This window comes from Kribbella sp. NPDC055071, assembly GCF_053608045.1.
The window spans coordinates 44,956-58,441 of record NZ_JBSGUS010000035.1 but is presented as its reverse complement, the minus strand read 5'-3'; the positions used below and the strand labels follow the sequence as shown (position 1 = coordinate 58,441).

At 67.3% G+C, this 13,486-nt stretch carries 13 protein-coding genes and 2 tRNA genes; 3 read left to right on the top strand and 12 right to left on the bottom strand.

The features are described from left to right. Positions 1 to 99 precede the first annotated feature (99 nt). The 4 genes from ACWF4Z_RS35715 to ACWF4Z_RS35700 form a co-directional block, all read right to left on the bottom strand. A complete protein-coding gene (locus ACWF4Z_RS35715; protein WP_452247643.1) occupies positions 100 to 1,215 on the bottom strand; it encodes a hypothetical protein in 1,116 nt (371 codons plus the stop codon). Between the two features lie 131 nt (positions 1,216 to 1,346). Continuing rightward, on the bottom strand, positions 1,347 to 2,882 hold the full coding sequence (locus tag ACWF4Z_RS35710) for an alkaline phosphatase D family protein (protein ID WP_452247642.1): 1,536 nt from the start codon (positions 2,880 to 2,882) through the stop codon (positions 1,347 to 1,349). Positions 2,883 to 3,016: 134 nt separating this feature from the next. Next, positions 3,017 to 3,394 carry a DUF1304 family protein gene (locus ACWF4Z_RS35705; RefSeq protein WP_452247641.1) on the bottom strand — a complete coding sequence of 126 codons (378 nt, stop codon included), beginning with the start codon at positions 3,392 to 3,394 and terminating at the stop codon, positions 3,017 to 3,019. Then, positions 3,391 to 3,831 carry a cupin domain-containing protein gene (locus ACWF4Z_RS35700; protein WP_452247640.1) on the bottom strand — a complete coding sequence of 147 codons (441 nt, stop codon included), beginning with the start codon at positions 3,829 to 3,831 and terminating at the stop codon, positions 3,391 to 3,393. The genes ACWF4Z_RS35705 and ACWF4Z_RS35700 overlap by 4 nt, the downstream gene beginning before the upstream one ends. A 122-nt stretch (positions 3,832 to 3,953) precedes the next feature. On the opposite strand from ACWF4Z_RS35700, the gene ACWF4Z_RS35695 reads away from it, so the two are divergent. Further along, positions 3,954 to 4,994 carry a helix-turn-helix transcriptional regulator gene (locus ACWF4Z_RS35695; protein ID WP_452247639.1) on the top strand — a complete coding sequence of 347 codons (1,041 nt, stop codon included), beginning with the start codon at positions 3,954 to 3,956 and terminating at the stop codon, positions 4,992 to 4,994. On the opposite strand, the gene ACWF4Z_RS35690 is transcribed toward ACWF4Z_RS35695, so the two are convergent. Continuing rightward, a complete protein-coding gene (locus ACWF4Z_RS35690) occupies positions 4,995 to 5,897 on the bottom strand; it encodes an AraC family transcriptional regulator (RefSeq protein WP_452247638.1) in 903 nt (300 codons plus the stop codon). A 122-nt stretch (positions 5,898 to 6,019) separates the two neighbouring features. On the opposite strand from ACWF4Z_RS35690, the gene ACWF4Z_RS35685 reads away from it, so the two are divergent. Next, positions 6,020 to 6,871, top strand: coding sequence for an NAD(P)H-binding protein (locus ACWF4Z_RS35685; protein WP_452247637.1), 852 nt, complete (start codon positions 6,020 to 6,022; stop codon positions 6,869 to 6,871). A gap of 43 nt (positions 6,872 to 6,914) precedes the next feature. Here the strand turns inward: ACWF4Z_RS35685 and ACWF4Z_RS35680 are convergent, their stop codons facing one another. The 7 genes from ACWF4Z_RS35680 to ACWF4Z_RS35650 all read right to left on the bottom strand — a co-directional run bounded on the left by ACWF4Z_RS35680 (position 6,915) and on the right by ACWF4Z_RS35650 (position 13,234). After that, positions 6,915 to 8,318 carry an alpha/beta hydrolase gene (locus ACWF4Z_RS35680; RefSeq protein ID WP_452247636.1) on the bottom strand — a complete coding sequence of 468 codons (1,404 nt, stop codon included), beginning with the start codon at positions 8,316 to 8,318 and terminating at the stop codon, positions 6,915 to 6,917. Positions 8,319 to 8,420: 102 nt separating this feature from the next. Then, complete coding sequence (locus ACWF4Z_RS35675; protein WP_452247635.1) at positions 8,421 to 8,543, bottom strand: hypothetical protein; 123 nt, start codon at positions 8,541 to 8,543, stop codon at positions 8,421 to 8,423. A gap of 103 nt (positions 8,544 to 8,646) precedes the next feature. Next, entirely contained in the window at positions 8,647 to 9,942 is a 1,296-nt protein-coding gene (clpX, locus tag ACWF4Z_RS35670; RefSeq protein ID WP_452247634.1) for an ATP-dependent Clp protease ATP-binding subunit ClpX, read from the bottom strand. A 274-nt stretch (positions 9,943 to 10,216) separates the two neighbouring features. After that, entirely contained in the window at positions 10,217 to 10,828 is a 612-nt protein-coding gene (locus ACWF4Z_RS35665; RefSeq protein WP_132152638.1) for an ATP-dependent Clp protease proteolytic subunit, read from the bottom strand. 31 nt (positions 10,829 to 10,859) lie between these two features. Then, positions 10,860 to 11,483, bottom strand: a complete 624-nt coding sequence (locus ACWF4Z_RS35660; protein ID WP_452247633.1) for a ClpP family protease — start codon at positions 11,481 to 11,483, stop codon at positions 10,860 to 10,862. 194 nt (positions 11,484 to 11,677) lie between these two features. After that, positions 11,678 to 13,084, bottom strand: a complete 1,407-nt coding sequence (gene tig, locus ACWF4Z_RS35655; RefSeq protein WP_452247632.1) for a trigger factor — start codon at positions 13,082 to 13,084, stop codon at positions 11,678 to 11,680. A 77-nt stretch (positions 13,085 to 13,161) separates the two neighbouring features. After that, positions 13,162 to 13,234, bottom strand: a tRNA-Pro gene (locus tag ACWF4Z_RS35650). Positions 13,235 to 13,349: 115 nt separating this feature from the next. On the opposite strand from ACWF4Z_RS35650, the gene ACWF4Z_RS35645 reads away from it, so the two are divergent. Beyond that, positions 13,350 to 13,420: transfer RNA gene (locus ACWF4Z_RS35645), tRNA-Gly, on the top strand. Positions 13,421 to 13,486 lie beyond the last annotated feature (66 nt).

Here is a 13,486-nt window from a genome sequence, read left to right as displayed (position 1 = left end):
TTACTCCCACTCTTCCTCCCCCCCCACCTCCCCACCCCCCGGCGCTCGGGCCCGGCGGGCCCCCCTCGCCCCCAGGGTGAGGCGGCCGCGCGCGTCGATTCACCAACTGTTGTTGGAGATTCCGGTACCGAGGATCACCTGGTCGTAGGTGTTGCCGTCGTTGTCGTCGGTGTAGGCGACCGCGACCTCGGCGTACGGCGAGACAGCGGCGACCAACTGCTCCTGCCGGCCCGTCGCCACCGAACTCAACCGCTGTGACGACAGCCGGCCCGTGTCCGTTCCGTCCGCACCGAATCCGCGGACCCAGACATCGAGATCCGCGGCCTGAACCGTCCACCCGACGACGGATTGCGCCTGGTCGTCGATGCCAATGGACGGCGCCTTACCACCCGTCGCGACCTCGACATCGCCGTACCGGGGAGTGCCGGCGGAATCGAACGATCGCGTCCACACTCCGGCCGTACCGGTGTGGTCCGACTCCCACGCCACAGCGAAGTCGCCGTTGAAGTTGGCCGCCACCGACGCGTGTGTCTGCTGTCCACCGCCGTTCAGATTGGCGATCCGGCGTGAGAGCGTCTCTGCACCGTTGGTGCGACCCAGCCGGACCAGTCCGATGTTGTACGCCGCATTCGCATCGCCATCCTCGTCCCACACCACCACCGCATCGCCTGACGCGGACACGGCCACGTCCGGGTTGTGATGCTGTCCGGTGGTCTGCGACGCGGTGACCTCCCACGCCCGAGTGGTCGGCGCGGTGTACCCGGCCGCCTTCACCATGGCCTGCGCACCAGTCTGGATGTCCTCCCACACCACGCTGAACGCCACCGCACCGCTCGTCGGCGCGCCATCTGGGTCTACAGCGACGCGTGGGTTGATCTGCTGTCCGTCAGCGCTGGTGTTGGCGTTGCCGGACGCGGTGACCGTGCCAGCCGGGTTCAGCACGCGGTATGGGATGTTGTAGTAGCCGTTACCGTCCGGGTCGTCCTGCCACACCACTACGGCGTTGCCGTTGTCATCAAGACCGACGTCCGGGTGCAAGTGCCGCCAGTTCGTCACTCCGCTGCTACCGCCGGCGGAGAGCTTCTTCTCGTACGCGGAGACACCGTTGTGGAACAACCGCACCCAAATGTCGCTGTGCACGTTGTCGGTCGCGTTGTCGGTGTCGCGGTCGTCCTCCCACACCACTGCGACGTAGCCGTTGCGGTTGATGGCCACGGACGGATTGTCCTGATCACCGGTCGCATCGCTGTTGGCAGTCACCCACGTCGGTGCGGCGACCTGAGCCTCAGCAGCTGGCGCAATCAACCAAGAGCCCAACACAGCAAGGGCAATCACGCTCTTTATCATCAGACCGCCTGCAATCCGGGACGCCCCTCGGCGACGACGAACGACTTCAACGTCGAGACGGCGGCACCGTGCTCGGACACCTTCGCCACCGCCCGGAAGTCCGCCCGCAGTTGCGTCGGGCTGACCGTCGTACGGACATAACCCCGCCGGTTGCTGTAGAACTTCAGCCACGGGTTCGTTCCGACGTCGGGGATGGCCGTCGTCGCGTCGCCGTCCCCGCTCGAGGTCACCGAGCTCGTGACCAGCTCGGTGCCGATGGTCGCCGAGTTCGCGTTGGCGTAGTCGGCCTTCAGATCGTTGCCCCAGGCCCGGTGGACGTCACCCGTCAGTACGACGGGATTGCGCACGCCACGGTCCACCCAGCCCTGCTGGATTCGAGCCCGGGACGCGCGATAACCGTCCCACGAGTCCATGCTGGCGCCGGTCGAGTTGAACCGCCGCGCGAAGAACACCTGCTGGCCGATGATGTCCCACGTGCCAAGGTGCTGCCCAAGACCGTCGAGCAACCACGTCTCCTGCGGATTGCCCGGCAGACTCCGTGACGCCAGATCCGCGTCGGAACAGATCTTCCAGCCATCACCACACGCCTGATCGTCGCGGTACTGCCGAGTGTCGAGCATGTGGAACGTCGCCAGACTCCCCCACCGCAACCGCCGGTAGAGCTGAATAGCGTTGCCGTTGTTCACCTGGGCCGGCCGCAGCGGCATGTTCTCGTAGTACGCCCGGTACGCCGCACTCCGCCGCGCGGTCCACTGCGCCGCGGTCAAGGCCGGCGTGTTGTTCTCCCGGATCGTGCCGGCGTAGTTGTTCTCCACCTCATGGTCATCCGGTACGACGATCCACGGCGCCGCAGCGTGGGCGGCCTGGAGGTCCGGGTCGGTCTTGTACTGCGCATACCGGCGGCGGTAGTCGGCCAGCGCGACGATCTCGTTGCCCAGGTGCAACCGCGGCCGCCCTGTCGTCGGACCGTACTCGTAGATGTAGTCACCGAGGTGCAGGATGACGCCCGGGTTCTCCTCGGCCATCCGGCGGTACACGGTGAAGTAGCCCTCCTCGTAGTGCGAGCAGGAGGTCAAGGCGATCACCAGGTCACGGCCGGCCGCTCCGATCGCCGGAGTGGTGCGGGTGCGGCCGACCGGCGACAGGTGGCCTTGAGCGCGGAAACGGTAGTAGTAGTCGGAGTCCGGGTTCAGACCGTTCACAATCACGTGCACCGAGTGGGCGGCGGCGTACGCGGCGGTGACAGTGCCGGAGGCGACGAGGGTGGCGAAGGTGTCGGTGGTGGACACCTGCCAGTCGACGGCGACGTCGGCGTTCGCCATCCCGCCCTGTCCGTCGGCGTTGACCGGGGACGGGGCGAGGCGGGTCCAGAGCACGACGCTGGTCGCGTCGGGCTCACCGGAGGCGACGCCGAGCTGGAACGGGTACGGGACGGCCGCGGTCGCCGCGATCACGGCCGACCGGGAGGGAAGAGCGCTGACGCCGGCGGCGGCAAGTCCGCCGAGAACAAGGGTCCTGCGACTGATTGGGCTCATGAGGCCTCACCTTCACGGGTACTCAGGGCGGTAGGCCCCCGGTGTACGGAAACTGTCGGTGACTTTCCGGGGACCTTGAGTGGTGTGCGGTGGTTCATGCCCATGATGACGCAGAATTCGTAACTTTCCTACAACTAGGACCCGAGCATCAGGAGGAGGAGGGCCAGGGCGGGGATGCCTTCGAGAAGTGCGTTGAACCAGAGGCGTCGCTCGGACACGACCAGGACCAGGGCCAGGAAGGTGTGCTGCGCGGCGGTGAACGTCACCAACGCCTCCCCGGCTTGGACATGTCCGTTGTGAGCGAGGACGACCCCGATCACCAGCGCGGCCGCGGTGGTCAGGTTGTACCAGCCGATGTTCACGGTCCACATCCGGACCGCGTCGAGATCGCCCGGCTTGGTGAGGAACAACGGATACAGCTTCGGGTGCCGGTACAGGAACGCTTCCATCACGAACACCCACGCGAGCATCACGGCGATCACGAGCGCCAGCACCTGCGCCGCCGTACTCATGACTGCAGGTCCGTGAGCGTGACGCCGTGGCGGCCGGAGATCTCACCGAGGGCGGCGTAGTCGGTCGGGTCGGCGGTGGCGAGGTCGGCGAAGAAGGCGCCCATCCGGCCGGTCTGGCTGATGGTCAGGAACTTCGCGGCCGGCGTCAGCACCGAGAAGGTGTTCACGGTCCCGGCCGGGATGCTGATCGACGCGCCCGGCCCGAGGTCGTACCCCTGGTCGCCGGCCTGGACGAGGATCCGGCCCTGGAGCACGTAGAAGGCCTTGCCCCACGGCTCGCTGTGTGGCGGCGCGGACGGGCCGCGGGGAGCGTCGATCTCGAAGAGTTCGTACTGCGCTCCGCTGTGCTCGGCGCCGACCTTGACGGTCACGATCGCATCCGGAGCGGCGTATTCGGCGCCGGTTCCAGCCGTACTGAGATGCACTGATTCGGTCATGACGCCGACGGTAGAAAGCCATCACCTGCCAGAACATCCCGATCGCCGGGGGTCGTGGCATCGACGGAATCCCCACATTTCCGGGATGGAGACAGCCCGGTACGACGGCGCATACTGAGCGCATGTGGGAGGGCCGAGCGCGCGCCGCGCGCCGGGACATCGCGGCACTCGCGACGTCGGGACTGGGCGTCGTGGAGCTGCACGCCGCCGCGATCGAAGTGGTCGAGCACGTCGTCGGCAGCGAGCTGACCTGCTGGGCCGGGATCGACCCGGGCACGCTGGTGATGAGCTCCATGACCAGCGGCCGCGACCACATCCCGGCCGAGTACGAGCCACGACTGGCCGAGACCGAGTACGCCGGCAGCGTGCCGAACTCGTTCGCCGACCTGGCCCGCAGCGCGCGCCGGGTCGCGCGCCTGTCCGACCTGCCCCACCGCGACGTCGTCGGGCACCGGCGGCTGAACGAAGTGTGGCGACCGCTCGGGATCGAGCACGAGCTGCGGGCGACGTTCTCGGTCGACGGGGATTGCTGGGGTGCGGCCGGATTCGTCCGCAGCGGTCCGGACTTCAGCGACCGGGAGGTGGAGTTCATCGATTCGGTCGCACCGGTGATCGGAGCCGCGACGCGCGTCGCCGTACGGACAGATGCGCACGGGTACGGCGCTGGGGTCGGCCCGTCGATCGTGGTCACCGGGCCGGGTGGCGCGCCGCGGGCGATCACTGCGGCGGCCCGGATCTGGCAGGACGAGCTCGACGAGATCGCGCCCGGGCGGTTCAACCTCCTACTGCGGGCGGTCGTGACGGGCGCTCGGGCGTCCGCGAGCGGGACGTTCCAGGCGCGGGTGCAGACAGCGTCAGGTGGCTGGGTCGTCTTGCAGAGCAGCCGATTGATCGGCGAGGACGAGGAGGTCGTGGTCACGATCGAGCCGGCCACCGGGCGGCATCTGGTCGGGATGCTGCTGGCGGCCTACGGGCTGACCACGCGGGAGCGCGAGATCTGCCTCGAGGTCATCTCCGGTCACACCACGGCCGAGATCGCCGATCGGCTGTCGATCTCGCCGCACACGATCCAGGATCATCTGAAGGCGGCGTTCGCCAAAGTCGGCGTACGGAGTCGTGGTGAGCTGGTTGCCACGCTGCGACCGGAGGACCTAACGGCCTGATCAGGCGGGGGTGAGCTGCCTGCGGTAGGTGCCGGGCGGGATGCCGAAGTCGCGCTTGAACGCCTTGGCGAACGCGAACTCGGACGTGTACCCGATCTCCTTCGCCACCGCCGCGAGCGGTCGATCGTGATCGCGGAGCAGCCGCGCAGCCGTCGTCATCCGCCACCGGGACAGGTAGGTCAGCGGCGGCTCGCCCACGGCATCGGTGAAGCGCCGCGCGAAGGCGGCTCGCGACAACCCCACGAGCTCCGCGAGATCGGCAACGGTCCAGGCCGCACCCGGCCGATCGTGAATGAGCTCCAGCGACCGTGCGACGGCCGGATCGGTCAGCGCACGGGCCCAACCGCTCTCGGTCGGACAGCCGTGATCCTCGAACCAGGCTCGCAGAATCAACACCAGCAGGGCATCGACGAGCGCCGGTACGACGGCGGTCGCGCCGGGCCGATTCCCCTCGAGCTCCTCACCGAGGATGCCGATCGCGGTGTGGAGGGTGCGGTGCTTGCCCGGATCGGCGGGAACGTAGACGACGTCCGGCAGCTTGCTCAGCATCGGATGCGGCCGCTCCCGATCGAGCTTGTAGGTCCCGCAGAGCAACAGCGTCCGAGCGCCGTCACCCTGGACCGGCTCCTCGATCTCCGGATCGAAATCGACCAACGGCGAACTGGGGTGGTCGGCCAGCGCGTGCTCGAGACCGCGCGGCATCAGCACCATGTCGCCCGGACCCATCGCGATCGGTGCGCCGCCGCCTGCGGGCAGCAACCAGGCCGTCCCCTGCAGCACGAGGTGGAACGTCGTCCCGAACGAGTGCGCGAACCGCAGGCCCCACGGTCCGTGCACATCGGTGCGCCCGGAGGCGGCCGGTCCGGTCCGGAGCGCGGCGACGACATCGGCAAGAACATCCATGATTGGAATGATACTCGCACTGGTCAAGACGATGAGACATAAAGAAGCGAGAGATAGACATAGATCCGCTCGTCCGAGGCCCCTACTGTCGGTAGTACAAACCTCAATCACAAGGAGTACGGATGAGCATCGTCGTCACCGCCGCCACCGGCCACCTGGGCAATCTGGTCATCGACGAACTGCTGGAGCGGGTGCCCGCCGACCAGGTCGTGGCGGTCGCCCGGAACGCCGAGAAGGCGGCGCCGCTCGCGGCCCGTGGCGTCGAGGTCCGGATCGCCGACTACAACGACTCCGCCGCACTCGCGACGGCGTTCCACGCCGGCGACACGGTCCTGCTGATCTCCGGCCTCGAGCCGAACCGGCTGGACCAGCACGTGGCCGTCGTCGACGCGGCGAAGGCCGCCGGTGTCGCCCGGATCGTGTACACCAGCGTGCTCGGCGGGTCCGAGGCCGACTTCGACCTGGCCGTTGACCACATCGCCACCGAGCAGGCGATCCTCGATTCGGGCCTGAACTACACGTTCCTCCGCAACGGCTGGTACCACGAGGTCTACACCGCCCAGATCCCGACGCAGCTCGAGCACGGTGTGGTCGGGAGCGCGGGTGACGGCCGGATCGGATCCGCCGCCCGGCGCGACTACGCCGCCGCGGCTGCCGTCGTACTGACCGGTGACGGCCACGACAAGACGGCGTACGAACTGAACGGCGACACGTCCTGGACGCTGGCCGAGTACGCCGCCGAGCTGTCGAAGCGGTCCGGTCAGGAGGTTGCCTACAGCAACGTTCCGCCCGCGACCTACCTCGAGATCCTGCTCGGAGCCGGCGTGCCGGAAGGGTTCGCGCCGATCCTGGTCGACGTGGACGACGCGATCGAGCGTGGTCGCCTGGCCGGACGTGGCTCGGACCTCAGCCGCCTGATCGGCCGCCCGACCACTCCGATCGCGGACGCGATCGCGGTTGCCCTGAGCAAGTAATGCCGGATCGGGCCCCAGCACGTGGCTGGGGCCCGATCGTGGATTACAGCGGGAAGACCGGCTGCAGTCGCTTGGCCGTCGTCGGCTGCGGGTCGAACGGCTTGCGGTCCTGAGCGCACGTCGAGCCGTCGGCGGGCGCATTCAGCTTGGTCAGGTAGTCGGTGATCATCAGGTCGGCACACGTGCTCTTGAAGAGCGTGGTGTGACCCCAGCCCTCGACCGTGACCATCCGGGCGTCCGGGTAGAGGTCGGCGTACGGGCGGGTGAACTTGTACGGCGTGGCCGGGTCGTGCCGCGTACCGAAGACGAGGACCGGCTGCTTCACCTGGTTCGGCCAGGGTCCGACGAACGCGTCGGTGTCGCGGATCCCGAGGAACTCACACTGGATGCCGATCCACGAGCGGAACCGGCCGAAATGTGGCCCACTCCGGTCGGCGGCATCGGCGTACGCCGGGTAGGACAGCGGCCGGCCTGTTTGAGGTGACTCGATACACGGCTGCAGGGCGCTGCCGATCGAGGTGGCGTACTCCTCCTTGCGGCGATTCCACTCGACCAGAGCCGCGGGCGCCTGGACCTTGGCCGTCGTCTTCGCCTTCGCCTTTGCCGGGTTCGACAGGCTTGCCAGGGTCGCCAGCAGCTCGGCCAGCCCGGGATAGCCGTTCGGGTCGTACAGGCTCATGAACGTGACCTGGACGGCAATCGCGTAGGTCACCTGCAACGTCGTACCGTCCGGAAGCGGGATGTTGACCGGGTGGGTCTTCAGCCGCTCGAACGTGTCGTCGACCACGGTCTTCGGATCGCCGAGCTCGTTCAGCAGGCAGTTGGCGCCGGCCTTCTTGCACTCCGCCAGGAACTGCGCGAACGTGTCCGCGGCCCCGTCCCCCTGCCCGAGCCGAACGCCGACGGGGCTGCGGTCGCCGTTCGAGCCGGAGTACGCCTCCGGGCTCAGAGTCCCGTCCAGGACCAGAGCACGGACGTTCTTCGGGAAGAGCTTCGCGTACGTCGCACCGAGGTACGTCCCGTACGAGTAGCCGATGTAGGTGAGCTTCTGATCGCCGACAGCCTGCCGGAGCAGGTCCATGTCGCGGGCCACGTTCGCAGTTGAGTAATGCTTGAGTCGATCCGGCGAAGTAGTTCGACAGCTGATCGCGAGCTTCGCGGCGTCGATCGTGTACTGGCGCTCTTCCTTGGGCGTGACCGGGAACGGCGGGACGTTCGCGAACGCGGCGGCCTCCTCGGCGGCTGTCGGGTAGCACGTTGCCGGGTCTGACTTGCCAACCCCACGAGGGTCGAAGCCGAGGATGTCGAACTGCGCCCGGACGGCCGGCGTGTACGCCACCTGGCCGACCTGCTGGACGAAGTCGACGCCGGGCCCACCAGGTCCGCCGGGATTCGTGAACAGCGTGCCGATCTTGTGCGCGGGATCGGTCGCAGGCAGCCGAGTCACCGCGATCGTGGTGGTGGCGCCGCGCGGGTTGTCGTAGTCGGTCGGGACCTCGACCGACGCGCACTGGAAGGGCTTCAGCGCCGGGTCGGTGCCGCAACTCCCTCACGCGATCTTCGGAATCGTGGGCCGGCTCTGCGGCTGTGCCATGGCGGAAGCCGTCGGCGTCACCAAGGCCAGTGCCACACCGGCCGCAGACAGTCTTCGAAGGATTCTTCTGGGCGTCATGCACCGACCGTAGGTGGGCGCGCACCGCTCGGTCGTCCACCACGAGAAGGAGGCCGGGAGTCCGTCGTACAGCGGACTCCCGGCCTCCTTCCGGAGACTTGACTTAGGCCGTCTTCTCGCGGCGTTCGCGCTTGCGCTCCATCTGGTCGCGCGGGATCAGCGTGGGATTCACGTTCTCCAGTACGACGTCGCCGGTGACGACAACCTTGGCGACGTCCTCGCGGCTCGGCACCTCGTACATCACGTTGAGGAGAACCTCTTCCATGATCGCCCGCAGACCACGGGCGCCGGTACCGCGCAGCAGTGCCTGGTCCGCGATCGCCTCGATCGCGTCGTCGCTGAACTCCAGCTCGACGTTGTCGATCTCGAACAGCCGCCGGTACTGCTTCACCAGCGCGTTCTTCGGCTCGGACAGGATCTTGATCAGCGCGTCCCGGTCCAGCGGCGACACCGTCGTGATGACCGGGAGCCGGCCGATGAACTCGGGGATCAGGCCGAACTTGAGCAGATCCTCCGGCATGACATCGGCGTACCCACCCGCCTCTTTCGGCTTCTCCGGCTCACGGGAGGTGTTGAAGCCGAGCGTCTTCTTGCCGACACGCTGCTCGACCATGTGGTCCAGGCCGGCGAACGCGCCGCCGACGATGAACAGCACGTTGGTCGTGTCGATCTGGATGAACTCCTGGTGCGGGTGCTTACGGCCACCCTGCGGCGGCACGGAGGCCGTCGTACCCTCCAGGATCTTCAGCAGTGCCTGCTGCACACCCTCGCCGGAGACATCGCGGGTGATCGACGGGTTCTCGCTCTTGCGGGCGATCTTGTCGACCTCGTCGATGTAGATGATCCCGGTCTCGGCCTTCTTGACGTCGTAGTCGGCCGCCTGGATCAGCTTCAGCAGGATGTTCTCGACGTCCTCGCCGACATACCCGGCCTCGGTCAGCGCCGTCGCGTCCGCGATCGCGAACGGGACGTTGAGCATCCGGGCCAGGGTTTGCGCGAGGTACGTCTTGCCGCAGCCGGTCGGGCCGATCAGCAGAATGTTCGACTTGGCCAGCTCGACGGCCTCGTCCTTCGCGTGCCGGCCGGCGCTGGAGCTGCCCTGACCGTCGCGGACCCGCTTGTAGTGGTTGTACACCGCCACCGCGAGCGCCTTCTTCGCCACGTCCTGTCCGACGACGTAGGCATTGAGGAAGTCGTAGATCTCCCGCGGCTTCGGCAGCTCGGTGAGTCCGACCTCGGAGCCCTCGTTCAGCTCCTCCTCGATGATCTCGTTGCAGAGATCGATGCATTCGTCGCAGATGTAAACGCCGGGACCGGCGATGAGCTTCTTGACCTGCTTCTGGCTCTTACCGCAGAACGAGCACTTGAGCAGGTCGCCGCCGTCACCTATGCGTGCCACCGGGACAGATCCCTTCTATGCGCAGTCGAACCGTGTGCCGAGGGGGCGTGAGCCGCAGTGGCCCGGCGCCGTCGGTCAGGTGCTACCCCCAGCCCGAATTCGACGGTACCCCGTCCGGGGCCGAAACGCCGCGCCCGCCGCCGGGTTATCACTACGCCGGTGGCGAACGCGCCGAGCCCTTGACAGCTCATCCCTCGGCCTCGGCAGTGCAGGCCGGCCGGCAGGCCGGGACACCGGCCGCAGCCGGGTCCCGTCAGCCTGCCCATTGACCAGCTCAGACGCCGGCCGGAACCGGGGTCTTGAGGGTTTGCAGGACGTCGTCGATCAGGCCGTACTCGATCGCCTGGTCGGCGGTGAGGAACTTGTCCCGCTCGATGTCACGCGAAACCTCTTCCAGCGACTTGCCGCTGGCATCGGCGATCATCTTCTCCAGCAACGCGCGCAGCCGGAGAATCTCGTTCGCCTGGATCTCGATGTCACTGGACTGCCCGTAGGTGCCCTCGGTGGCCGGCTGGTGGATGATGATCCGGCTGTTCGGGAGGGCGAGGCGCTTGCCCGGCGTACCGGCGGCGAGCAGCACGGCCGCGGCCGAGGCCGCCTGGCCGAGGCAGACTGTCTGCACGTCCGGCTTGATGTAGCGGACAGTGTCGTAGATCGCCGTCAGCGCGGTGAAGGAGCCGCCCGGCGAGTTGATGTAGATGCTGATGTCGCGGTCGGAGTCCATCGACTGCAGGCACAGCAGCTGGGCCATCACCGCGTTCGCGATCTCGTCGGTGATCGGCGTACCGAGGAAGATGATGCGGTCCTCGAAGAGCTTCGTGTACGGGTCGATCCGGCGCATGCCGTACGACGTGCGCTCCTCCCACTGCGGGATGAAGTAGTTCATGATGCGTCCTTAACTGAGACGGAGTGGGAGATCAGGAGTTCGGGGAGTCGGAGGTCAACTGCGCGGCGCTGGAGACCACGTGGTCGATGAAGCCGTACTCCTTGGCCGCATCCGCGGTGAACCAGCGGTCGCGGTCGGCGTCGTTCTCGACCTGCTCGAGCGGCTGACCGGTGTGCTCGGCGATCAGCTTGAACAGCTGCGCCTTGATGTGCAGCGACTGCTCGGCCTGGATCTTGATGTCGGACGCCGTACCACCCATGCCGCCGGACGGCTGGTGCATCATGATCCGGGCGTGCGGCAGGGCGAACCGCTTGTCCTTCGCGCCGGCGCAGAGCAGGAACTGGCCCATGGACGCGGCCAGGCCCATCCCGACCGTGGCGACGTCGTTGGAGATCCACTGCATCGTGTCGTAGATCGCCATACCGGAGTCGACCGAACCACCCGGCGAGTTGATGTACAGCCAGATGTCCTTGTTGGGGTCCTCGGCGTTCAGGAGGAGCATCTGCGCGCAGATCGCGTTCGCGTTGTCGTCGCGAACCTCGGACCCCAGGAAGATGATCCGGTTGCTCAGCAGGCGCTGGTAGATGTGGTCGTCGAGTCCGCCGGATCCGTTGCCGCCCGCGGCGGTGGGGCTGGCTGCAAATGTCTCGTTCACGAAGCCGACATTACTGGGCGGCGGCGACAGACCTAAGGCTGGGCCACAGGTGTTCGCTCACGGCGCACCCTGCGGTGCGTCCCGTCTGCTCTGAGCGTATTTTCCGGGCTGCTTCCAGGTCGCTTCCGAGTCAGGGAGGTGGACGTGCGAGCGGCCCGGAACCAGGTCGGTTCCGGGCCGCTTCGTCGTACGGATCAAGCCTTTGCGGGCTCCTCGGCCGACTCGTCGGCCGTCCCAGTGGTGTCGTCGGTGCTGTCGTCGCTGGTGTCCTCGGCGTACGAACCGTCCGGCTGCAGGGTCTTCAGCTCGACCACGTTGCCGGAGGCATCCGTGACCTTCGCGTTCTCGACCAGGTGCGCGAGCGCCTTGCCGCGGACGACCTCGGAGACCAGGCTCGGGACCAGGTTGTTCTCCACGGCGTGCTGGGCGAACTGGTCCGGGCTGACGCCGGAACGCTGCGCGTGCCGGACGATGTGCTCGGTCAGCTCCTGGTCGTTGACGCTCAGCTCCTGCTGCTCAGCGACCATGTCGAGCACGAACTGGGCCTTGATCGCGTCCTCGGAACGCTTCTTCAGGTCCTCGTCGAACTCTTCCTGGGACTGCTCCTCGCCCTCGAGGAACTGCTCGAAGGTCATCCCGGAGTAGCCGAGCTGCTGCTCGAGGTTCTCCTTGCGGGCGGCGAGCTCGTCGGTCAGCAGACCCTCCGGCACCGGCACGTCGACCAGCGTCAGGATCTTCTCCAGGACGGCGTCGCGCGCCTCGCCGGCCTGCTCGAGCCGCTTGCCGCGCTCCAGCCGGGTCCGCACGTCGGCGGTCAGCTCCTCGGCCGTGTCGAACTCCGACGCGGTCTGCGCGAACTCGTCGTCGAACTCCGGGAGCTCCTGCTCCTTGACCGCGGTCACCGTCACCTCGACGTCGACGTCCTCGCCCTTGAGCGCACCGCCGACCAGTTGGGTGACGAAGGTCTTGCTCTCGCCGGCGTTCAGCCCGATGACGGCCTCGTCCAGGCCGTCGAGCAGCTGACCGCTGCCGACCTGGTACGACAGGCCGGTCGCCTGGGCCTCTTCGACCTGCTCGCCGTCCTTGCTCGCGGACAGGTCGAGGGTGATGTAGTCGTTGTCCTGCACCGCGCGCTCGACCGGGTTCAGCGAGCCGAAGCGCTGGCGCAGCGACTCGATCTGCTCGGTCACCTCGTCGTCGCTGATCGCGATGTCCTCGACCTCGGCGGTCAGGCCGTCCAGGTCCGGCAGCGTGATCTCCGGACGGACCTCGACCTCGGCGGAGAACTGCAGGCTCTCCTTGTCGTTGAACTCGGTCACGTCGACCTCAGGCTGGCCGATCGCCTTCACCTGGTTGTCGGAGACGGCCCGCGAGTACAGCTTCGGCAGCGCGTCGTTGATCGCCTCTTCCAGCACCGGGCCACGACCCACGCGCTGGTCGATCACCTGCGGGGGGATCTTGCCCTTGCGGAAGCCCGGCACCACGATCTGTGCGCCGATGCTCTTGTACGCCGCGTCGAGGCTCGGCTTGAGCTCCTCGAACGGCACCTCGACGATGAGCTTGACCTTGGTCGGGCTCAAGGACTCGACGGTGCTCTTCACGGTGGCGGTTCTCCTTGATCGATGTCGTTCACAGCACGGGCGACAGCCCGCGCTGCAGCGGTGCTACAGGGGGTTTGTCGGGGCGACAGGACTCGAACCTGCGGTCTCCTGCTCCCAAAGCAGGCGCGCTAGCCACTACGCTACGCCCCGCAGTGACCGCACGAGTCTAGTCGACCCGAGGCAATGCTCGCGCCACCACCCCGGTCCGAACTCGTTTTGAGTCCACCGAGCGGATGTGGAATCATGATCACTCGCCGCAAGGCACGCGGGTGTAGCTCAATGGTAGAGCCCCAGTCTTCCAAACTGACTACGCGAGTTCGATTCTCGTCACCCGCTCGGGCGAGGGCGAGTTGTGTCCGCGGAAAGCGCGGACCTGCTCGCCCTCTTCTTTTGTGCGCCGTC

Excerpts from the sequence above, each read along its gene's own strand:
- ACWF4Z_RS35710 (WP_452247642.1), bottom strand. The coding sequence starts at position 2,882 with ATGAGCCCAATCAGTCGCAGGACCCTTGTTCTCGGCGGACTTGCCGCC.
- ACWF4Z_RS35705 (WP_452247641.1), bottom strand. The coding sequence starts at position 3,394 with ATGAGTACGGCGGCGCAGGTGCTGGCGCTCGTGATCGCCGTGATGCTC.
- ACWF4Z_RS35700 (WP_452247640.1), bottom strand. The coding sequence starts at position 3,831 with ATGACCGAATCAGTGCATCTCAGTACGGCTGGAACCGGCGCCGAATAC.
- ACWF4Z_RS35695 (WP_452247639.1), top strand. The coding sequence starts at position 3,954 with ATGTGGGAGGGCCGAGCGCGCGCCGCGCGCCGGGACATCGCGGCACTC.
- ACWF4Z_RS35690 (WP_452247638.1), bottom strand. The coding sequence starts at position 5,897 with ATGGATGTTCTTGCCGATGTCGTCGCCGCGCTCCGGACCGGACCGGCC.
- ACWF4Z_RS35685 (WP_452247637.1), top strand. The coding sequence starts at position 6,020 with ATGAGCATCGTCGTCACCGCCGCCACCGGCCACCTGGGCAATCTGGTC.
- ACWF4Z_RS35675 (WP_452247635.1), bottom strand. The coding sequence starts at position 8,543 with ATGACGCCCAGAAGAATCCTTCGAAGACTGTCTGCGGCCGGTGTGGCA.
- ACWF4Z_RS35665 (WP_132152638.1), bottom strand. The coding sequence starts at position 10,828 with ATGAACTACTTCATCCCGCAGTGGGAGGAGCGCACGTCGTACGGCATG.